We start from the raw sequence: 21,067 nt of genomic DNA on the forward strand, positions 1-21,067 counted from the left end.
TCATGCTCGTTGATATTAATCTATTGCCTGAAAAGGAGAGGGAGCGGTCGACGCTCCTCATTGCTGCACTTGTTGTTTTAGGTGCGGCTATTCTTTTTTGGGCGACTCTTTTTGTCTTATCCCTCTCCCTATCGAAAGAGACTGCCCGGGTGGAAACACAGATTGCTTCCTTGCATGCTACCCAGGAGACGATCCGGGAGAATATGCAGCCTTCGTCACATGCAGGTGATCGGGAGATACTTGCCTCTACCGTTGAATGGGCGGAAGCGTATCGGTACGATACATTGCCTTTATTGCGTGAAATGATCGCTTTATTGCCGGAGCGGGGCTTTTTTGTTTCGTTCGAATTTACAGCTCCTCATGAGTCGACAGTCGTTGTCCAATTTGATGATAAGTCAGATGCTGCCTATTATTTAACGAGGATCAAATCATCGACAGTCGTGTCGTCAGCGACAATGGAGTCGTTGGTGGCTGAAAGTCTTGATGAAGAAAGTCATTTGGAGACGCTACCCCGTTTTGCAGCGACTTATCATATTGAATACGTGGATGAACGCGGTGTTGTTGTCGAAATCGAAGAAACGATAGAAACTGATGGACAGGAGGATGACTCCGATGAGTAATTTGACAAAACGCCAAAAGGAGATGGGGCTCCTAGTGTTGTCGATTTTATTTCTGCTTATCCTTGCTGCGTATTCGTATTTCCAAATTTATGCACCCTCCAAAGAGTCAAATGAACGCGCTGCACAGACGTTGGCGAATGAACGGGATATCCTGTTTGCGTTGCAACGTCAAGAGGCGCAGCAAAGTAATACAGGGACATCCAACTCGCGTCCATTGCAGCAGAAGCTTCCAGTTAAGCCGCTAGAAGATCTGATCCTCCTGCAAGTTCAGAAGGCGGAAGTGAAGTCGGATGCCTTCGTCCATGAAGTGAATTTTTCCCTGGAAGAACCGATCATTGAAAATGCGCCTGAACAAGTTCAAAATGTGCTGCAGGCTGTCATTACAGAAGTGCACTTGGCAGCGGATGCGTATATGCAAATCGACCGGTTCATCGAAGAAATCGAATCGATGGAGCGCATCTTCATTATGGACCGTATAGAGTTCACAGCTCCTGATGAAGTGAGGACGATCGAACAAGAGGATGGTCCGATAGAATTAATTGTCACGTTCCATGCGTTATTCCGGCCGGATTTAGGGAATCTTGAAGATGAAGCGCCGAAAGTGGATGCTCCGTTACCGGCTGGTAAACAGGACCCGACGCCGATCAACAAAATGCCTGGACTAGGTGATAGTGAATGAACATTGTTTGGATATTTTTATTTTTCGTGTACGGCATCATTTTCGGTTCCTTCTTCAACGTCGTAGGTCTCCGTGTGCCGAAAAAGGAATCGATCATTGCTCCGCCATCCCATTGCACGAAATGCCATCGGAAGTTGCGTCTGCTTGATTTGATTCCTGTATTCTCCTATGTCGCTCTTCGCGGAAAATGCAGGGGATGCGGACAGAAGATCAGCCCAATGTATCCTTTTATGGAATTCTTAACTGGTGTTTTATTTGCATTTTCGTATTACCATATCGGTTTTACATATGAATTGATCATCGCGTTGCTTTTCGTCTCATTGCTGGTCATCATCACTGTATCCGATTACGCGTATATGCTAATCCCCGACAAAGTGCTTTTGCCGTTCGCCATCGCGCTTTTGTTCCTTCGGTGGCCAATCCCTACAACGCCGTGGTGGGATAGCTTGCTTGGGGCCGCAGTCGGTTTTACCGTGCTGTATCTTATTGCCGTCGTGTCGAAAGGTGGAATGGGCGGAGGAGATATCAAGTTGTTCTTCGTCATCGGGCTAGTGCTTGGGACGGTGAATACACTATTGACGTTGTTCCTCGCTTCGTTGATTGGTTCTGTCGTCGGTCTTTATGTATTGAAGAAAACCGGAAAAGGCAGGAAGACGCCTGTCGCATTCGGACCTTCCATTGCGGCGGCAGCCGTCATTTCGTATTTCTTCGGAGCAGACCTTGTCGAATGGTATCAGCATTTATTCATTTAAGTCGATAAATTTCTTGGAACAAGACGACATACGTCTTGTTCTTTTTCATGTCAAATTTGATACGGTTACTAAAAACGGGGTGGTCTGGCATGAACTTCAAGAAGAAATATTCGAAAGTGACAGTCGCGATGGCGATGCTGCACGGCGTCATCATTGGCATTGCAGCCGTGGCAATCGTAGGTTTCATAATTGTCGGTACGAATGGACAAGGGAAAGAAAAGGCGGGAGAAAAGGAAGTACTGGTGACTGATCCGCCTGCATCCGGTGAAACGACTCCTACTTCCGGTCCTGCAATTTCGCCGGAAGAAGCCCCTCTCCAACTGTTCGCTAAACAGCATGGTGTGTTTTCTAGCGTACAGTCGGCGCAGGAATTTGTGGCGCAGGATGTAAGTCTCGCAAAGGCAGCCGTACTAGAAATCGGGGGGCAGTTCTATGTGTGGAGCGCTGTTGGCATGCAGGAAGAGGAAATTGACGTGAGCGAATATGAGATGACGTTTAAAAAGCCGTTTTTCGCTGATATATCGTCTTGTTCCTCTGTCGGCGCTGGTAAATTAAGAAGCGCTCTGTCTGAAACCGAATTCTCCAAAATTAAAGTTTTAACAACTGTTGCGGAAGGTGAAGCGGATGATGAGAAAATTGCTGATTTCCGTAAGAATTTACTAGCATTGACAGTCTTCACATCTGATTTGCGTATTGTACGACTCCACCTGCTTTCCCAGTATTCTCATAAAAACGGCTGTGTGAAAATCAATTTTTAATGCGGGAAAACGGGACAAACTCTCGTTTTTGTCGATTTGTGAAAATTCCCATTATACTCCTTCTCTAGTATGATAAAGAAGAAGGAGGTTGCTTATATGGAATTCATTACAAAAGGGCGGATTATCCTGGCTTCAGGCTCACCGAGAAGGCAGGAGCTGCTCAGAAACCTTGGCATCCAGTTCGATACCATGCCAAGCGATGTCGAAGAAGTCGTAGAATTAGTGGAAGGGGACTTCGCGGATTATGTCCAGAAGCTCGCTGTCAAAAAGGCGTCTGCGGTGTCGGAACAGCGATCGGATGCTATTGTCATCGCGGCTGACACGATTGTCGTCTTTGAAGGGGAGATTTATCCCAAACCGTCATCGAAAGAACAAGCCGAAAGCTTCCTGAGGAAGTTTTCCGGAAATACCCATTCAGTTTTCACGGGTGTCAGCATTCTCGGAAACGGAATATCGAAAGCGTTTTCAGTCGAGACGAGAGTGACGTTCAAGGAACTGGACGATCAGCTTCTCAAGTCGTATGTGAACTCCGGCGATCCTATGGATAAGGCAGGAGGATATGGCATCCAAACCGCGGGAGCGCTCCTCGTCGAAAAAATTGATGGGGATTATCTCAATGTCGTCGGTTTGCCTTTATCGAAGCTGGTGGGGATATTGCGTGAAGAAGACATCGTCGTGTTGAAGGAGGCTGAATGGTACGTTGACAGCTGATGTGAAAAATCAGATGATGATCCGGGATGTACATATCGCGGATAGACCCCGTGAAAGGCTTATCCGTCAAGGTGCAGGCAGCCTGTCGAATCAGGAGCTTATTGCCATCCTGCTGCGGACTGGGACGAAGGAAGAGTCGGTTCTGATGCTTGCCAACAGGATTTTGAAATCATTTGATAAAATCCAGGACCTGAGGGATGCGAACGTAGAAGAAATGATGTCTGTCAAAGGTGTAGGACAAGCGAAAGCCGTCCAAATACTTGCCGCCGTGGAAATCGGCAAGAGAATCGCCCGCAAGCATTCGGAAGGCCGCTATGTCATCAAATCACCGGAAGACGCGGCGGCTTACTTGATGACGGATATGTCTTCCCTCGTTCAGGAACATTTTGTCGTCCTGTTCCTGAACGTGAAAAATGAAGTGCTGCACAAACAGACAATCTTCATCGGCAGCTTGAATTCATCCATCGTTCATCCCAGGGAAATCTTCCGCGAAGCGGTGAAACGCTCTGCAGCCTCCATAATTTGTGCGCATAACCATCCTTCCGGCAATCCGTCGCCTTCGCCGGAGGACATTGAGGTGACGAATAGACTTGTCGAAGCGGGTTCGATTATCGGAATCGAGTTGCTCGACCATCTCATAATCGGAGATCATCGTTTCATTAGTCTTAAGGAAAAAGGGTATATGAGTTAGCAATTAACTCCTAAATTGGAAATGCATTTATGTAAAATAAGTAGTGGAAAGAGGCGCCTGACCCTACAGCATGAAGGGGTTCCAGGGGCTTCTTGAAGCTGCGTGGAGAAGGAAGGCGATAGCATCAAAATCCAGTCTATTGCTATTGACACTGTGAATTTGTTCTCCAATCCGTTATAATGTGGTGTATGATTTCAAGAAGACCATAATTATGCGGTCGAATAGAAAGGAAGAACAGATTTGTTTGGATTTGGATCAAGAGATGTCGGGATTGACCTCGGCACAGCAAATACATTAGTTTTCATTAAAGGAAAAGGGATTGTTCTTAGAGAGCCGTCCGTCGTAGCGAAAAATACAGTGACGAATGAAATCGTGGCAGTCGGATCATCGGCTAAAAATATGATTGGGCGTACGCCTGGTTCCATCGTAGCGACTCGGCCGATGAAAGACGGCGTCATTGCGGATTTTGAAATTACAACAGCGATGATCGAGCATTATTTAAAAGAGGCGACAAAAGCTGCAGGAAGCGCTTGGAAGAAGCCGAACGTCATGGTTTGCGTTCCTTTCGGCATCACTTCTGTTGAACAGCGAGCGGTTATTGACGCGGCAAGACAAGCTGGTGCTAAAGATGCATTTACGATAGAAGAGCCATTTGCTGCTGCTATCGGTGCTAATTTACCAGTTTGGGAACCTACGGGCAGCATGGTCGTCGATATAGGTGGCGGTACAACTGAAGTTGCAGTCATTTCCCTTGGCGGCATCGTAACGAGCGAATCGATCCGTGTCGGCGGAGACTCGATGGACGGTGCAATCATCGGTTATATCCGTAAAACGTATAATATGACAATCGGTGAACGTACAGCGGAAGCTATTAAAATTGAAATTGGTTCAGCAAGAGTTTCTACTAAACCTGAAAAGATGGATATCAGAGGCCGAGATCTCTTGACCGGTCTACCGAAAACCTTGGAAATTTCATCTGATGAAATCGTTGAGGCGCTTCGCGAATCCATCACACAAATTATTGAAGGCGTTAGAAAAACATTGGAAGCTACTCCGCCTGAGCTTTCTGCGGATGTCATGGAACGTGGAATCGTCTTAACTGGCGGTGGAGCGTTGCTTGAAAACTTGGACAAGGTCATCTCGGATGAAACGAATATGCCTGTCTTCATCGCTGAAGATCCACTTGATTGTGTAGCGATCGGTACGGGTAAAGCGCTCGATAATTTCGAAGTGATCAAAAAGATGCAAGTTAGGTAATGAGGGAGGATTTGGGCAATGCCGCGATTTTTTTCGAATAAACGGTTGATTTTATTGCTTGTAGGCGTCATCGTCCTAGTGGCATTGATTTCATTCTCCTTAAAAGACAGGCAGAACGCCACCCTTCCTGAGCAAATAGTAAAAGATGTTGTCGGTTTCGGGCAATCGATCTTCTCGAAACCGGCACATTATATTACAGGCACATTGGATAAAATCGATGGTATCTTGAATACATACGAAGAAAACAAGCATTTGAAAGCGCGATTAAAAGAATATGCCGCAACACAAGCGGAGTTGGCGGATGTGAAAGCGGATAATAAAAATCTGCGTGAAATCGTAGACAAGAAAGATAGCCTACGTGATTACGAGCCGATTCAGGCTACTGTCATTTCCCGGAATCCCGATCAATGGGAAGAGAAAATCATCATCGATCGAGGCGAAGTGGAAGGCGTACAGCTGAACATGGCTGTCATCACCGCTTCAGGACTGATTGGTAAAGTGGTGCTCGTAACTCCTTTCAAATCGACAGTCGAATTGCTTTCGACTGAAAACCGCGACTTCCGGGTGGCTGCGGTCATTCCGGGTGAAGAGTCGATTTTTGGTTTGATTGAAGGATATGATTCGACGCGTGGCGAATTGATAATGAAGCGGATCGATTCGAATTTTGAAGTCAAAGAAGGACAGAAGGTCGAATCATCCGGATTGGGCGGCATTTTTCCGAAAGGTTTGCTGATCGGGGAAGTGACTGAAGTATCGACGGATGATTTCGGATTGACGAAATTGGCGTATATCCGTCCGGCTGCGGAATTCTCCATGTTGGACCATGTAATGGTTGTAAAAAGGTCTTCCCGGGTTACAAGCGGAACGGATGGCAAAGTCGCCGGCGAGGAAGAAGAGGGGGAGGATGGATCGTGATCAGGTTCATAATCCCTCTTATTGCTGTCATATTATTTTTCCTCGAACCGGTATTCAGTCTTTTCTCGCCAATATCGATCGCAGATGTATCCTACACGCTCGTTCCCCGTTTTGTTATCGTATATCTGATTTTCATCACAGCCTACTATGGTCGCAAACGTGCAATCCTTTACGGAATCGTACTCGGACTCTTGTATGATATGTATCACATTGATATTATTGGAGTATATACTTTTTTATATCCGGTGATCTGTTACTTCGCCGCTTTGATCATTAGGCAAATCCATCGTCATATCATCACTGTCATGCTGTTATCATTGGCAATGGTTGCGCTGCTTGAATTGCTGTCATTCTTTTTCGCGAGCCTGATTGCATTGACCTCAATTGGCTTTGAAGAGTTCATCGTGCTACGGCTTATGCCGACAATGGGCGCCAATTCCATCTTTGTGGGGATGTTCGGCTATCTATTCAAACGGCTGATCGATGAAGTGGGACTGCAAAAAGCCGGAATATAATCAAGGAAACTGTGAGGGACGCAAATGACGAAACAGCACTATGTAACAATAAAAGGGACAAAAGACGGGCTTGTCCTCCGACTTGACGACAAATGCGCTTATTCGGACATGATTGCAGAACTCCGCAATAAAGTCAGCGAAAACAGTCTGGAAGGACTTGCTGAAGTGAAAGTCCATACAGGGAACCGCTTTTGTAATGAAGAGGAGCTGAAGGAAATCATGAATGTCGTGCACGAATCGCCGCATTTACGGGTTTCAAAGATTCAGAGCGAAGTCATTACAATCGAAGAATGCAATCGGAAAGTTCTTGAGAAACAATCGGAGACCTATATCGGCATCGTCCGCTCCGGACAAGTCGTAAAGGCTGACGGCGATCTCGTCGTCATCGGCGATGTCAATCCGAACGGTCGTGTAGTTGCTGCCGGAAGCATTTATATATTAGGTAGATTGAAAGGAATCGCACATGCAGGTGCAACTGGCAATGAAGAGGCAGTCATTGCGGCTTCATGGCTTGAAGCGACGCATTTGATGATAGCGGATAAGTTGGAAACGATGACTGATGAACTGACAATTTTGTCGGAGCAACCGGAGATGGAATGCGCATACATACATCCAAACGGTTTCATTGCCATCGACCGTTTACAGGAGCTACGGATTCTGCGGCCAAATCTGTCAACATTCAAAGGAGGGAGCTAGTGTGGGGGAAGCAATCGTAATAACGTCAGGAAAAGGTGGAGTCGGTAAAACGACGACATCTGCAAATCTTGGGACAGCATTGGCTCTACAAGGTAAAAAGGTATGTCTTGTTGATACGGATATCGGCCTTCGTAATCTGGACGTCATCCTCGGTCTTGAAAACCGTATCATTTACGATCTCGTCGATGTGATAGCGGGACGATGCAAAATCCACCAGGCGCTGGTCAAAGACAAGCGTTTTGAAGATGGGCTTTACTTGCTGCCGGCTGCACAGACTACAGACAAAAATGCAGTCGAACCGGAACAGATGAAGGAATTGATCACTGAACTGAAACGGGATTATGATTATATTCTGATCGATTGCCCTGCAGGCATCGAGCAAGGGTATAAGAATGCCGTTGCAGGTGCGGATCGTGCCATCGTCGTCACGACGCCGGAAATTTCAGCGGTGCGGGACGCGGACCGTATTATCGGACTGTTGGAGCAGGAGGACATCGAGCCTCCTAAATTGATCATCAACCGGATCAAAAGCCGTCTCGTCAATAGCGGTGACGCTTTGGATGTCAATGAAATCACGACCCATTTATCCATCGATCTGCTAGGCATCGTCCTTGATGATGAGAAAGTCATCTCTTCTTCAAATAAAGGTGAGCCGGTCGTCATGGATCCATCGAACCCGGCGGCAATCGGGTACCGGAACATCGCCCGCCGTATTTTAGGTGAATCAGTGCCGCTCATGTCACTGGACGAAGGCAAACCCGGTTTCTTCGGGAAACTGAAAACACTATTCGCAAAATAACTAGGAACCCTTACTAAGGGGTTTTTCAGACTGTAGACAAAAGGGATGGAAATCGAATTGATTTCCATCCCTTTTGTACATTGATGCAAAAATGTTAGACTGCCGACGTTGATTTCCGTTCCGGGCGGACGCTTTCCGGGGGGCTTGCCCTCAGCCTCCTCGGATGTGCTCCCAACGCTATCGGTTTTGGTCGCAAAAGCCGTTCTTCGTTACGGCTTTTCCTGCGGGGTCTTCACGCTGCGCTGATTCCCCAGGAGTCGCCGCCCTGCACTCCAATCAACTGGATGTTCCTTAGGCATCGGCATCATTCAAGCAACGCTTTCAGCCGGCGTCCTCCATGTCCATCTGGCCAGCTTCTTAAGATTGATGGCAGCAAAAGTCAGCATTTTATGCATGGCTTTTTTAGTCCCCTGAGGGTTGTCCGTCGCACTATATAGAAGATCTGATCGCAGATCAGTATATGTAAATCGACGGACATAGTTCTTTCCGAACGTTGAGAAGTAGGTACCTCTGTATGAGGGCCGAAGCCTATGAACCAGCGATATGCCGTTTGTTTCAATTTCCTTGATTGTCTGACGCGTGGAGCGGATGCAGGAGGTATATTGAATGAATGATATCTTGATCATCGCACAGGATCTATGCTAGGTGTCCCGATGGTTGAGTAATATTCTTCAACTCATGGATAGAAAAAGGAGAAATTCACGCACCGGATTGGCTTGAGGAACCAACTGCTCTATAATCTGCTTTTTCAACTGTTCGCGTTCATTAATTTTATTTTATTTCTTCACCTTCATATCCATCACCTCACCAGTTAATAAGAAACACCGTTGATTGGAGCGGAGAGCGGCGACTCCAGCGGGAACAGCGCGAGCTGAAGACCCTGGACTGAGCGCAGCGAGGGAAGCGGCTGAAGCCGTGCCCGCGGAAAGCGTCCGCTCGCAGCGGAAATCAACACTGTTAGCTTCATCTCTACTAACTTATACGAAAAAGACTGTAGGCAAACACCAAAATTCATGGTGTTTGTCTACAGTATGTGAACCCTTTTCTATAAGGGTTCTTTTTTATATGTGCCAATCGTACTGTACAGATAATAAAGAGCCACTTGGACATTTGCCCATAATATTCAGAGTACACCCGTCATATACTGAGGAAAAAGGTGGTGTGGCGGGGTGAAATGGAAAACAAAATGGTTCATTGCAATCATACTAACAATTGGCGTATTCTGCTTTGCCAAATTGGAAGAGGCCGGAGTCATCAGCAAGCCTGTTACCCAATATATAACGACAGGCAAAGATTTCATTGTCATGAAAAAGTGGGTTGCCTCAATAATCGGTGATCCCGACGAGGATACGATCACAGTTTCTGCCGATTCTATAGAGGAGATGCCTTTTGCTGCATATGAATCGATGCAGCCCTATAAGGATGGCGTCATCGCTTCGTATGCACATCCGATGCCGATCATAGCCCAAGGGGACGGGCTTATCGTTTTCACCGGCTTTACCCGGCAATCAGGAAAGACGATCACCGTTTTGTACGATGACGGGGACGAAGTGACGTACGGATTTGTTGGGACGATTTCAAAGCTACCCTATTCGACTGTGAAAAAGGGGGACACGCTTGCCCTTATGAATGAAGAGGCAATCTACTTAAAAGTGAAACGGGAAGGGGTCGTATTGGAAGCGGCGGTTTTGGCTACTTATTTCTCGGAAGATACGAAATGAAGCTTCGCCTTCATCCAATTTTGGCACCATTTTTCCTCGTGCTGATGTTCACGGGTGGATTGGCGTTTTACGCTCTCGTCTTCATCTCCCTACTCTTCCATGAGGCGGGCCATATTTTCGCTGCAAAAATGTCGGGCATGAAAGTCAGGTCATGCACAATCATGCCTTATGGAGGAGAACTGCGAATACCCGACCGATATGCTTACGGAAAAAGCCAAAGAGTGGCCGTTGCTATCGGTGGACCTGCTGCGACAGCAATTCTTCTCCTGCTATCGATGCTTTTTGACTTACCCGGAAATGAACAATTCATGCGCATCCAATTAGTGATCCTGGCCCTGAATCTATTGCCTATATTGCCGCTCGATGGTGGACAGGCCATCAGTGCCATGCTTGAAAAGGAAGAGAATAAATATAAAGTGAGATCTGCATTTCTCGTCTATTCCATCGCAGTTTTACTGGCTGTCAGCCTACTCCTTCTTCTAGGACTTCCGGAAACCGTCCTTTTTCTTTCGTTAGCACTATTTTTATTGATTCAAAACATTTCTGCTTTCAAGTTCCGGAAATATGAACAAGCCTATGAGCAATTAAAAAGAAAACAGTTGACGCCATGACCTGCGCGTGGTAATATTTTAATGTTATTGTTTGTAGCGCACCCGTGCTACAACCGCACTGACAAGGTACAAGCATCCGAAAGGGTCACCTATGAAGGCGAGTCTGAGTCTATAGAGGAGGTGCAAGTATGTACGCAATCATTGAAACTGGTGGAAAACAAATCAAAGTTGAAAAAGGTCAAGAAATCTTCATCGAGAAATTAGTCGGCGAAGCTGAAGAGACTGTAACATTCGACAAAGTTCTATTCGTTGGTGGAGAAGACGTGAAAGTCGGCGCTCCATTCGTGGAAGGTGCTTCTGTAACGGCTAAAATCGTTAAACAAGGCCGCGCTAAGAAAATCACTGTTTTCAAATACAAGCCGAAAAAGAACTACCACAAAAAGCAAGGTCATCGTCAGCCATACACAAAAGTTGTCATCGAAGGCATCAACGCGTAAGCGGCATGATCAAAATCATTATTGATGAACAATCCGGCCGCATCAGCTCTTTTGAGATGAAAGGCCATGCCGATTTCGCAGAACATGGAAAAGACCTCGTCTGTGCGGGCGCATCCGCGGTTTCATTCGGAGCCGTCAATGCCGTCATTGCACTCACTGGCGTAACCCCTGACATCCAACAAGGATCTGACGGAGGTTATTTGAAAGTGATTTTTCCGGAAACGGAGAAAGATGATGAAATCCAATTGATCGTGAAGGCGATGATTGTTTCATTACAGACGATTGAACAAGATTATGGGCAACATATAAAAATTATTTTCAACCGATAGGAGGTGGCACTAATGTTACGTTTGGATCTCCAGTTTTTCGCATCGAAAAAAGGGGTAGGTTCTACAAAGAACGGTCGTGACTCTCATTCGAAACGTCTTGGCGCAAAGCGCGCTGATGGACAATTCGTTTCAGGCGGCTCTATCCTTTATCGCCAACGCGGAACAAAAATTCACCCAGGTGAAAACGTCGGCCGCGGCGGGGACGATACACTTTTCGCGAAAGTTGACGGCGTAGTTCGTTTCGAACGCTTTGGCCGCGACAAGAAAAAAGTGAGCGTGTACCCTGTAGCTCAAGAAGCTTAATGTTATTACTAACATTGAAAGGACTGCATTTTACCGTGCAGTCCTTTTTATTTTTGGCGAATTTTGTGAAAGGGATGCTATACTGTAGTATATGAAACGGTTGGCGGTGAGAAAATGGGATCGGAAGACCTGACGGTTGGGAAAGCATTAAAGTTTGCACGCCATGATTTTTTAAATGAACTGCAATTAATGTTATTATATATGGATCTCGGGAAAATGCCCGATGCGCGAAGGACGCTCTTGGAAGCGACGGAACGGATGCGTCATCTCTCCATGCTGGAAAGGCTACGCCTGCCGAAGACGGAAATGTGGCTTAGCACATTCGAATGGAGACATACTGCGTTCTCGAAGAAGTTGCACAGCGACATCATCGCTGGTAATCGAAATGCAAATGACGAGGCGGTCGCCGATTATTTGGAACAGTTGATCGTCATTGTTGAGGCAGCGGTCGATCCGATGGATGAATATTTCATTCGTATAGAGGTACATGCTACTGAAAAGCAATGGATGATCCAATTGAGAGTCGAAGGAGCCCTCTCCGAAACGATCGAATTGCCACAGACGGATGGCGGGTTTGAAGTGAGTGGAGTTCTGAAGAACAAGGAATGGACGTTCACAGTAAGTGGACGATAGGAGGAAAAAACATGTTTGTCGATCACGTTAAAGTATATGTAAAAGGCGGCAACGGCGGTGATGGAATGGTTGCATTCCGCCGCGAGAAGTATATTGCATACGGAGGCCCAGCCGGAGGGGATGGCGGAAAAGGCGGCGATGTCGTCTTTATCGTTGACGAAGGCTTGCGGACACTAATGGATTTCCGTTACCAACGCCATTTCAAAGCACCGCGCGGAGAGCACGGCGGCAGTAAAAACCAGCACGGAAAAGGCGGCCAGGATATGGTTGTCAAAGTTCCTCCGGGTACAATTGTCAAGGATGCCGAGACGGAAACAATCATCGCTGACCTCGTTGAGCACGGACAGACAGCGGTCATTGCTAAAGGCGGACGTGGAGGGCGCGGGAACTCACGTTTTGCAACCCCTCAAAGCCCAGCGCCTGAGCTTTCTGAAAAAGGGGAGCCGGGTGTCGAGCGTGAAATCACACTTGAGTTGAAAGTACTTGCTGACGCAGGTCTTGTCGGTTTCCCGAGTGTCGGAAAGTCGACATTATTATCTGTCGTATCCGCCGCAAAGCCGAAAATCGCCGATTACCATTTCACGACGCTTGTTCCGAATCTTGGCATGGTCGAGCTGGAGTCCGGCAATACATTCGTTCTCGCCGATTTGCCGGGACTTATCGAAGGAGCACATGAAGGAGTGGGACTCGGACATCAATTCCTGCGCCATATCGAACGGACAAGGGTCATCATCCACGTCGTCGATATGTCTGGGTTGGAAGGACGGGATCCTTACGAGGATTTCATTACAATCAATGAAGAGCTTGAGAAATACAACCTCCGTTTGATGGAGCGTCCGCAAATCATCGTGGCCAATAAAATGGACATGCCGGAATCTGAAGAGAATCTGAAGCTGTTCAAAGAAAAACTCAATGATGAAGAAGCGCTTGTGTTCCCGATTTCCGCAATCACACGTGAAGGCTTGGATCAGCTGTTGTTTGCCGTTGCTGATTTGCTTGAAACGACGCCAGAGTTCCCGATGCATGAAATCGAGGAAGATGATGAAAATCGTTCAGTATTGTACAAGCATGAAGCCGAAGCCGAGGACTTCAAGATTACCCGCGATGATGACGGAGCATTTGTCCTGTCGGGTTATACGCTTGAACGCCTATTTAAGATGACAGACTTCAATTTCGATCAGTCTGTCCGTAAATTTGCGCGTCAGATGCGTGGAATGGGTATCGATGATGCACTCCGTGAACGCGGGGCGAAGGACGGGGATACGGTAAGGATCCTCGACTTTGAATTCGAATTCCTTGAATAGGTGACAGTAGCGGTCGGTTAATGATTTGTTGCAAGGAGGCATTCAATGAAGCCATTGGGGGAAGGGCAGTTTTATCTTGTAAGGGAAGATGTGCTGACGGAGTCAATGTTAAAGATGCTGGAGGCGAAAAGGCTTCTGGCAAGCGGAGAGGAAAGGACAATCCAGGAAGCGACAAAGCGGGTCGGATTGTCCCGCAGTGCATACTACAAATATAAGGACACCGTCTTCCCGTTCGAGTCGATCGCCCGGGAACGTGTTTTGACGATTTTCATTCAATTGGAGGATCGGAAGGGCTCGCTTGCAACGATTCTTCGGATTGTTTCGGAAGCGAAATGCAATGTACTGACAATCCACCAGACGATTCCGGTACAAGGCCGCGCAAATATTACGTTATCACTCGATGTTACCGAGATGCCGATCAAAATGGAGGAATTCATGCAAAAATTGAAAGCCCCGAATTTTATCGATTCCGTCCATTTGATCAGCTCGGGGGCACTATAAAAGTGGAGAGCGCTTGCTCAGATGCGAACGAGAGATGGAGGAAATGGGATGAGCGAACACGATTACAAGCCAACGGTCGCCTATTTGGGGCCTGAAGCATCATTTACTCATGTTGCGGCAACTCACCTTTTTGGTACGGATGGTCTAGTTCCACAACCGACAATACCTGATTGTATTGAAGCCGTTACAGAAGGGCATGTTGCGTATGCAATTGTGCCGCTTGAAAATGCATTGGAAGGCTCCGTACCGATGACAATCGATTATTTATTCCACGGAAGTGAACTGTTCATCAACGCGGAAATCTCAATACCGATTGAACAGCATCTGATGGTGAATGAAAAATGGAAGGATTCATTGGAACAGCTTGAATCCGTCCGCTCCCATCCACATGCACTTGCACAATGCCATAAATATCTGCAATACCATTACCGCCGTACGCCGTTGATCCAGACGACATCGACTGCAGCGGCTGCAAAGCATATCTCCGAAAATTCGGATCTATGCATTGCAGCAATTGGAAATAGTTTAGCTGCTGAAAAATACGGCTTACATATCGCAGAAGAAAATATCCATGATTTTCATTTCAACCATACAAGGTTTGTTATCTTGTCATTACGGAAAGGGCAGTTGGAAATGAAAGGCCATTCGGAATTGCCGAAAACGACTTTCATGGTCAAGTTGCCTGAGGACGACCGTTCAGGTGTGCTCCATCAAGTACTATCCGTTTTTGCATGGCGGAAGCTTAATTTAAGCAAAATTGAATCCAGGCCGATGAAAACCGGGTTGGGTAATTATTTTTTCATCATCGATGTAATGGAAAGTGAAGAGCATCCGATGATGAGAGGAGCTCTTGAAGAGCTTGCCGCACTCAACGTCACTGTACGATCTTTCGGCACGTATTTCAGTTATGAACAAAGACCTTCACGCTAATCACAGTGTGAAGGCTTTTTCATGTTAACAGCAGTGTGGACATCGGTTTTTTGAATGAATAAACAAGCCGCTTCTACAATATACATACTAAGAGAGAGGGCGCCTTTGACAAATTTGCGTCACATAGACGGGCGTTCGTTCATACGATGGATTGATGGAAGGGGGATTTTGTTAGTGGATGTCCATATTGTTGTAAAAGGGGATACGTTGTGGAAGATTGCACGCCAGTACGGTATCTCTTTTGATGAATTGAAAAGGGTGAATGCCCATCTGGCTAATCCGGATTATATCGTTCCGGGCATGAAAATTTTCCTGCCGAAGAAGAAGGCGGACCATATGCCGAGTCAGAAGGGGAAAGAAAAGATGCCGGAGAAAGCGAAACAGCCGCAAGCACAGGAGAAACCGAGCCCGATCCCATTGCCGAAAGAGAATAATGAATTTGAGATGCCGAAGCCGCCAACCGTGCCGATGCAACCGATTCCAAGTGCACCTGTTCAGAAGCCGCCTGCTGCGATGACACCGCCGGCTGAACAACCGATTCAACCTTTGCCGTCTGTACCGTCCTTACCGCCGATGTCGGCTCCTGTTCCGATGCCGCAAATGCAGATGCCGCAATTTTTTCAACCGATGATGCCGGTGCCTTGCGGATGGATGCCTATTTATGACGCGGATTGTGCTCCGATGGCATTCCCGAGCTTTACACAACAAATACCTGCGGCCCCCGTTATGCCGCAACAGGTCATGCCGTCGCAGGATTTGCCGATGCCGCCCGCACGGCTCGGTGTGAAGCCGCCGTCAATTGACATGACCGAAGAGCTTGATGAGTTCGATGAATCGCCGATTTATCCTGGAAGAGGTGCAGGAGCTTCTCCGCCATATCCGATTACAGGTTGGGAATTGATGGAGTCGCCGATGATGCAGGAACAATCTCCGGAACAACAGGTTTATTGTCCGCCTGAGCAAGGATATGTACCTCAAATGGTATCACCAGAATATCAAAATCCATATGGGATGATGCAACCGCCGCAGCAGCAGTTCTCATACGTTTATCCATGTCCGCCAATGCATCAGCCAATGCATCATTGTGGTTGCGGCTGCCATTCGCAAGGATTCTATGGTATGTCTCCAAGCGAGATGCAACCGAATTACATGATGCCGATGCAAGTGAGCCCAATGCAAATGCAGCCGGCACAAATGTATCCGATGCAGATGAATCCGATGCCAATGAACCAGATGCAGATGAACCAGATGCAGATGAATCCGATGCAAATGCAACCATTTAACCCTATGGACAATTACGGGTGCGGTTGCTGAACGGCGTATGGCGCTGGAAAAGGAAATCCGGAAAGTAAAAAAGAATGTCTGGAAGATGGTAGAAGGGGAAGCTGCCTATTCTCTGAAAAGGTATACGTCCCGATCGACAGCTGTGAAAGTGGAATATGTACACAGGCAGCTGCAAGCAATCCGATTTCCGCACATTATGCCAGTAATTCCCACTGAAGATCCGTTATTCATCATGCAACCTTGGATTGAGGGGACAAAACCTGTAAACTTCAGGAGAAGAATTGATCGGACAGATTCATTAACAGCACTGCAAGCGTTGCACAGAACGAAGGAGCAGATCGATTGGGACGCCTCCCCTTATCTGCATAGATATCAGCTCCTGGATAAATGGCGGGAGAGATTGGATCGATTCATCGATCATCGCGATGCATTCGGGAAATTCATACGGATACAGGCGATTGAAGAAATCATCATGTATGGGGAGGAAGCTCTTCCTGTATTAAAGAAGAATTATCGTCAACTTTCAGGTCACACGCTCCTGCATGGAGATGTCGTCCATCACAATATCCTCCGTGATGGCAACGGGCTGATCCGCTTCATCGATTTCGATTTAGCATGTGCAGGACCCCCTGGAACAGAATTGGCACTTTGGATGCACCGTGTTTTGCCCAATGTGTGTTACAATCTGGAGTTTCTTCTGGCGGAGCAGTCATCTTTAAGCGACGTGGATGATGCTTCGATGTCCATGCTGCTTTATCCGAATGAATTACTAAGGGAATGGCTGCACCTGTTGAGCATGCCGGAACCGAAGCAGGAAAGTCTTGCGAAGAAGCTCATCCCCTTTACGGAATATGCACTCTCTTCATGGCCGAAGCTATGGTATGATATAGAACGGAACATGAAGTAGGAGGATGCATAATGGCAGGCCATTCAAAGTGGAAAAATATCCAGAACCGTAAAGGAGCGCAAGACGCAAAACGAGGTAAAATCTTTCAAAAGATGTCAAGGGAATTATATGTAGCTGCAAAATCAGGTGGTGGAGATCCGGAAACGAATCCCGCACTCCGTCTAGCAATCGAGAAATCGAAAGGCAACAATGTCCCAAATGATGTCATAAAGAGAGCAATCGATAAAGCGACCGGCACAGGTGCGGATGAAAACTATGAAGAAGTCGTCTATGAAGGATATGGACCTGGAGGAGTAGCGGTTCTTGTACAATGTCTGACAGAGAATCGAAACAGGACAGCGCCGAATATCCGTGTAGCTTTCAATAAAAACGGTGGCAGTTTAGGGGAAAGTGGCTCAGTCGGCTATCTTTTCAATCGTAAGGGTCGCCTGTTCGTTGAGCGTACAGAGGAAACCGACGAAGAAGCCATCATGCTAGCTGCGCTGGAAGCAGGAGCTGAGGATATCGAGTCGACGGAAGACGGCTTCGAGATCATTACAGAACCCTCGATCTTCATGGAAGTGAAGGAATCCCTTGAAGCTGAGAGATTTGAATTTATTTCAGCAGAAGTTGACATGATTCCGACGATCTATACAGAATTGCAGGGGGAAAACGCCGACCAATTCGAAAAAATGATTGAGGCATTGGAAGACGATGATGACGTACAAAACATATATCATAACGCAAGTGTATGAGCCGCCTCGTCCGCGGCTTTTTTTATTTGTCCAGCTCCGTGTGGCAGCAGCTCGGGTCGCTTCGATCTTGAAGCAAAAGGCAAAAAGCGCCTTTTGTCCAAGCCCTCCATCGCCTGTCGCAGCTAACCGCCACACTGCGCTTTTCCTTGACATCCACATCGATAGGTAGAAAACCCGTTCGTATGCTATAATAGTTTCGATACTTTAGGGGGAGAATGTCTTGTACGATTATATTAAAGGAATAATTACACGGGTGACACCCGAATACATAACGCTTGAACAAGGCGGCATCGGTTGGCAGATCATGACACCGAATCCATATGCCTTTCATCAGACGGATGAGATCCAGCAAGTGTTCACATACTTGCACGTCCGTGAAGATGTGCAATGGCTCCTCGGATTCAAGTCACTTGAACAGCGCGAACTGTTCAAGAAGCTCATCACTGTTTCCGGAATTGGTCCGAAAGGCGCGCTCGCTATATTGGCTAGCGGTATCCCTTCACAAGTTATTGGCGCAATCGAAAGGGAAGACGAAGCTTTTCTCGTACAGTTCCCGGGAGTCGGAAAGAAGACGGCTCGTCAAATGATCCTAGATTTAAAAGGAAAGCTGGGAGATTTATTCACAGAAATCGAAATGCCTGATACGGATGTAACATTACTCTCCATGGCTGAAAACGGCGCATTGGAAGAAGCGATCCTCGCCTTGCAGGCACTTGGTTATTCGCAACGTGAATTGGCGAAAGTGAAAACGGACATGCAGAAGGAAGACTTGGATACGGAAGGCTATATGAAGCTCGCATTGCGTTTGCTTCTAAAACATAAATAATAATACACAAAGGAAGGAGGAGCGGCAGTCATGGAACGGGTCATTTCAAGTGAACAATCCAATTACGATGACAGTTTTGAACAATCTTTGCGGCCCCAGACGTTGCAGCAATACATTGGACAGGAGACCGTGAAGGATAATCTCGGCATTTTTATCCAAGCCGCAAAAGGCAGGAGTGAAAGCCTTGACCATGTCCTATTATACGGTCCGCCTGGTCTAGGGAAAACGACGCTGGCGACCGTTATTGCAAATGAAATGGGCGTCAATGTAAAGATGACGAGCGGCCCGGCAATTGAAAGGCCAGGAGATCTGGCTGCCGTCGTTTCATCTTTGGAACCGGGCGACGTCCTGTTCATAGATGAAATCCATCGGTTGAATCGATCGATCGAGGAAGTGCTCTATCCTGCGATGGAAGACTTTTGTCTAGATATCGTTGTCGGAAAAGGTCCTTCCGCAAAATCGATACGTCTCGACCTTCCGCCTTTTACGTTGATCGGAGCGACAACGAGGGCGGGTTCTTTATCCGCTCCGCTCCGTGACCGTTTTGGCGTGCCGCTCCGCCTTGAATATTACGGCGAAGGCCCGTTGAAAGAAATCGTCATCAGAAGCGCCAGCCTATTTGATGTCAGCATAGATGCAAATGCGGCGGTTGAAATCGCAAGGCGCTCGAGAGGAACGCCGAGGATTGCGAATCGCCTCCTGCGCCGGGTGCGGGATTACGCCCAAGTGCGAGGAGACGGCAGCATCACAATGGATATCGCAAAAGAAGCGCTCGAAATGCTGCAAGTCGATTCACACGGTCTCGATCATATCGACCATAAACTGCTTATCAGCATGATTGAACGGTTCCGTGGCGGGCCGGTCGGAATTGATACGATCGCCGCAAGCATCGGTGAAGAGTCCATAACAATCGAGGACGTCTACGAACCTTACTTGCTGCAAATCGGTTTAATCCAAAGAACTCCGCGCGGCAGGATCGCGACGCGTCTTGCTTATGACCACTTCGGTTATGCTGTGCCTGACACGCTTTCATAGGTTATTCAATACTTAATATATAAAAGGAGTTCACCCGCATTATGGATGTAAATGATTTTGATTTTGAATTGCCGGAAAGTCTCATTGCTCAAACACCACTCGCAGACCGGACTGCGAGCAGATTGATGGTTTTGGATAAAGTGACGGGCGACGTAAAACATCGTCAGTTCCGTCAAATTGTGGACGAGCTGCAACGGGGTGATGTCCTCGTACTGAACGATACACGCGTCCTGCCTGCCCGCTTGATTGGTACAAAAGAAGATACGGGCGCATCGATAGAAGTGCTTCTGCTGAAGGAGACAGGACCGGACGAATGGGAGACGCTCGTAAAGCCCGCAAAGCGGGTGAAGGTCGGAACTGTCGTAACTTTCGGGGATGGCAGTCTGGAAGCGGAGTGCACGGAGATCCTGGAGCAAGGCGGCAGGATCTTCAAGTTCCGATATGAAGGCATTTTCTATGAAATACTCGAATCCCTTGGGCAGATGCCCCTTCCTCCATACATTACAGAGACGCTTGACGACCAATCGCGTTATCAGACTGTCTTTGCAAGAGAGAGAGGTTCGGCCGCAGCACCTACTGCTGGTCTTCATTTCACTGAAGAAATCCTTCAGGAAATCAAAGATAAAGGTGTCGGTGTCGAATTTATCACGCTGCATGTCGGCTTAGGAACATTCCGCCCAGTCAGCGTGGATGTAATCGAAGAGCACACGATGCATTCAGAGTATTATCAAGTGACCGAACAGGCTGCAACGGCAATCAATGAAGCAAAAGCGAGAGGCGGCAACGTCATTGCGGTCGGGACGACTTCTGCGCGGACGCTTGAGACGATCGCTTCGCTAAATGACGGGAAAATCGTTCCGGCGAGCGGTTGGACATCGATCTTCATCTATCCCGGGTATCGTTTCAGCATTCTCGACGGTATGTTGACAAACTTCCACTTGCCGAAGTCGACATTGATCATGCTAATTTCAGCGATGGCTTCACGCGAGCATGTACTGGCCGCCTATAAGGAAGCAGTACAGGAGAAATATCGCTTCTTCAGTTTCGGGGATGCGATGTTCATCAAGCCAAATGCAAAGTAAAGGGATATATATTCCCAGAATGGAAAGGATCGTATTA

26 protein-coding genes, 1 pseudogene and 1 other annotated feature are annotated in these 21,067 nt (G+C 47.3%); of the genes and pseudogenes, 26 read left to right on the forward strand and 1 reads right to left on the reverse strand.

Features of this window, described 5'->3' with window-relative positions:
• Positions 1-2: 2 nt before the first annotated feature.
• From M3191_RS09530 to minD, 11 genes are all read left to right on the forward strand, one after another.
• A complete protein-coding gene (locus tag M3191_RS09530) occupies positions 3-620 on the forward strand; it encodes a fimbrial assembly protein (protein ID WP_251700170.1) in 618 nt (205 codons plus the stop codon).
• Positions 613-1,299 carry a pilus assembly protein PilO gene (locus tag M3191_RS09535; RefSeq protein WP_251700171.1) on the forward strand — a complete coding sequence of 229 codons (687 nt, stop codon included), beginning with the start codon at positions 613-615 and terminating at the stop codon, positions 1,297-1,299. Before M3191_RS09530 ends, M3191_RS09535 begins: the two co-directional genes overlap by 8 nt.
• The gene (locus M3191_RS09540) at positions 1,296-2,051 is read left to right on the forward strand and encodes a prepilin peptidase (protein ID WP_251700172.1); all 756 of its coding nucleotides are present in this window, start codon (positions 1,296-1,298) and stop codon (positions 2,049-2,051) included. The genes M3191_RS09535 and M3191_RS09540 overlap by 4 nt, the downstream gene beginning before the upstream one ends.
• Positions 2,052-2,140: 89 nt before the next feature.
• Positions 2,141-2,809 carry a hypothetical protein gene (locus tag M3191_RS09545; RefSeq protein ID WP_251700173.1) on the forward strand — a complete coding sequence of 223 codons (669 nt, stop codon included), beginning with the start codon at positions 2,141-2,143 and terminating at the stop codon, positions 2,807-2,809.
• 96 nt (positions 2,810-2,905) lie between these two features.
• Positions 2,906-3,520 carry a Maf family protein gene (locus tag M3191_RS09550; RefSeq protein ID WP_251700174.1) on the forward strand — a complete coding sequence of 205 codons (615 nt, stop codon included), beginning with the start codon at positions 2,906-2,908 and terminating at the stop codon, positions 3,518-3,520.
• A gap of 13 nt (positions 3,521-3,533) precedes the next feature.
• Complete coding sequence (gene radC / locus M3191_RS09555) at positions 3,534-4,211, forward strand: RadC family protein (protein WP_251700514.1); 678 nt, start codon at positions 3,534-3,536, stop codon at positions 4,209-4,211.
• Between the two features lie 240 nt (positions 4,212-4,451).
• Positions 4,452-5,468, forward strand: coding sequence for a rod shape-determining protein (locus M3191_RS09560; RefSeq protein ID WP_251700175.1), 1,017 nt, complete (start codon positions 4,452-4,454; stop codon positions 5,466-5,468).
• A gap of 18 nt (positions 5,469-5,486) precedes the next feature.
• The gene (mreC, locus tag M3191_RS09565) at positions 5,487-6,383 is read left to right on the forward strand and encodes a rod shape-determining protein MreC (RefSeq protein ID WP_251700176.1); all 897 of its coding nucleotides are present in this window, start codon (positions 5,487-5,489) and stop codon (positions 6,381-6,383) included.
• Entirely contained in the window at positions 6,380-6,898 is a 519-nt protein-coding gene (gene mreD, locus M3191_RS09570) for a rod shape-determining protein MreD (RefSeq protein ID WP_251700177.1), read from the forward strand. The genes mreC and mreD overlap by 4 nt, the downstream gene beginning before the upstream one ends.
• A 24-nt stretch (positions 6,899-6,922) precedes the next feature.
• The gene (gene minC / locus M3191_RS09575; RefSeq protein ID WP_251700178.1) at positions 6,923-7,594 is read left to right on the forward strand and encodes a septum site-determining protein MinC; all 672 of its coding nucleotides are present in this window, start codon (positions 6,923-6,925) and stop codon (positions 7,592-7,594) included.
• Position 7,595: 1 nt separating this feature from the next.
• Positions 7,596-8,393 (forward strand): septum site-determining protein MinD, encoded by a 798-nt coding sequence (gene minD, locus M3191_RS09580; RefSeq protein ID WP_251700179.1) that lies wholly within the window; start codon positions 7,596-7,598, stop codon positions 8,391-8,393.
• 449 nt (positions 8,394-8,842) lie between these two features.
• Here minD and M3191_RS09585 read toward each other — a convergent pair.
• Positions 8,843-9,163, reverse strand: a pseudogene (locus tag M3191_RS09585) (transposase); the annotation flags it as partial.
• Between the two features lie 399 nt (positions 9,164-9,562).
• Here M3191_RS09585 and M3191_RS09590 point away from each other — a divergent pair.
• The 15 genes from M3191_RS09590 (at position 9,563) to queA (ending at position 21,030) form a co-directional block, all read left to right on the forward strand.
• Entirely contained in the window at positions 9,563-10,114 is a 552-nt protein-coding gene (locus M3191_RS09590; protein WP_251700180.1) for a M23 family metallopeptidase, read from the forward strand.
• Positions 10,111-10,725, forward strand: a complete 615-nt coding sequence (locus tag M3191_RS09595) for a M50 family metallopeptidase (RefSeq protein WP_251700181.1) — start codon at positions 10,111-10,113, stop codon at positions 10,723-10,725. Before M3191_RS09590 ends, M3191_RS09595 begins: the two co-directional genes overlap by 4 nt.
• Positions 10,726-10,766: 41 nt before the next feature.
• Positions 10,767-10,840 (forward strand) — a sequence feature (ribosomal protein L21 leader region).
• Positions 10,841-10,853: 13 nt separating this feature from the next.
• The gene (gene rplU, locus M3191_RS09600; RefSeq protein WP_251694297.1) at positions 10,854-11,162 is read left to right on the forward strand and encodes a 50S ribosomal protein L21; all 309 of its coding nucleotides are present in this window, start codon (positions 10,854-10,856) and stop codon (positions 11,160-11,162) included.
• A gap of 5 nt (positions 11,163-11,167) precedes the next feature.
• The gene (locus M3191_RS09605; RefSeq protein ID WP_251700182.1) at positions 11,168-11,491 is read left to right on the forward strand and encodes a ribosomal-processing cysteine protease Prp; all 324 of its coding nucleotides are present in this window, start codon (positions 11,168-11,170) and stop codon (positions 11,489-11,491) included.
• Between the two features lie 12 nt (positions 11,492-11,503).
• Positions 11,504-11,794, forward strand: a complete 291-nt coding sequence (rpmA, locus tag M3191_RS09610) for a 50S ribosomal protein L27 (RefSeq protein ID WP_251624735.1) — start codon at positions 11,504-11,506, stop codon at positions 11,792-11,794.
• Between the two features lie 114 nt (positions 11,795-11,908).
• Positions 11,909-12,427, forward strand: coding sequence for a Spo0B domain-containing protein (locus tag M3191_RS09615; protein WP_251700183.1), 519 nt, complete (start codon positions 11,909-11,911; stop codon positions 12,425-12,427).
• A gap of 11 nt (positions 12,428-12,438) precedes the next feature.
• The gene (obgE, locus tag M3191_RS09620; protein WP_251700184.1) at positions 12,439-13,731 is read left to right on the forward strand and encodes a GTPase ObgE; all 1,293 of its coding nucleotides are present in this window, start codon (positions 12,439-12,441) and stop codon (positions 13,729-13,731) included.
• Between the two features lie 45 nt (positions 13,732-13,776).
• On the forward strand, positions 13,777-14,232 hold the full coding sequence (locus tag M3191_RS09625) for an ACT domain-containing protein (RefSeq protein WP_251700185.1): 456 nt from the start codon (positions 13,777-13,779) through the stop codon (positions 14,230-14,232).
• 48 nt (positions 14,233-14,280) lie between these two features.
• A complete protein-coding gene (pheA, locus tag M3191_RS09630) occupies positions 14,281-15,162 on the forward strand; it encodes a prephenate dehydratase (protein ID WP_251700186.1) in 882 nt (293 codons plus the stop codon).
• A 174-nt stretch (positions 15,163-15,336) separates the two neighbouring features.
• Positions 15,337-16,476 (forward strand): LysM peptidoglycan-binding domain-containing protein, encoded by a 1,140-nt coding sequence (safA, locus tag M3191_RS09635; RefSeq protein ID WP_251700187.1) that lies wholly within the window; start codon positions 15,337-15,339, stop codon positions 16,474-16,476.
• A gap of 7 nt (positions 16,477-16,483) precedes the next feature.
• A complete protein-coding gene (locus M3191_RS09640) occupies positions 16,484-17,353 on the forward strand; it encodes an aminoglycoside phosphotransferase family protein (RefSeq protein ID WP_251700188.1) in 870 nt (289 codons plus the stop codon).
• An 11-nt stretch (positions 17,354-17,364) separates the two neighbouring features.
• Positions 17,365-18,087 carry a YebC/PmpR family DNA-binding transcriptional regulator gene (locus M3191_RS09645; RefSeq protein ID WP_251700189.1) on the forward strand — a complete coding sequence of 241 codons (723 nt, stop codon included), beginning with the start codon at positions 17,365-17,367 and terminating at the stop codon, positions 18,085-18,087.
• A 220-nt stretch (positions 18,088-18,307) separates the two neighbouring features.
• On the forward strand, positions 18,308-18,913 hold the full coding sequence (ruvA, locus tag M3191_RS09650; protein WP_251700190.1) for a Holliday junction branch migration protein RuvA: 606 nt from the start codon (positions 18,308-18,310) through the stop codon (positions 18,911-18,913).
• A gap of 30 nt (positions 18,914-18,943) precedes the next feature.
• Positions 18,944-19,948 (forward strand): Holliday junction branch migration DNA helicase RuvB, encoded by a 1,005-nt coding sequence (ruvB, locus tag M3191_RS09655; RefSeq protein WP_251700191.1) that lies wholly within the window; start codon positions 18,944-18,946, stop codon positions 19,946-19,948.
• Positions 19,949-19,989: 41 nt separating this feature from the next.
• Positions 19,990-21,030, forward strand: a complete 1,041-nt coding sequence (gene queA, locus M3191_RS09660) for a tRNA preQ1(34) S-adenosylmethionine ribosyltransferase-isomerase QueA (protein WP_251700192.1) — start codon at positions 19,990-19,992, stop codon at positions 21,028-21,030.
• The last annotated feature ends 37 nt before the right edge of the window (positions 21,031-21,067 follow it).

Source organism: Sporosarcina luteola (genome assembly GCF_023715535.1).
Classification (GTDB): domain Bacteria; phylum Bacillota; class Bacilli; order Bacillales_A; family Planococcaceae; genus Sporosarcina; species Sporosarcina luteola_B.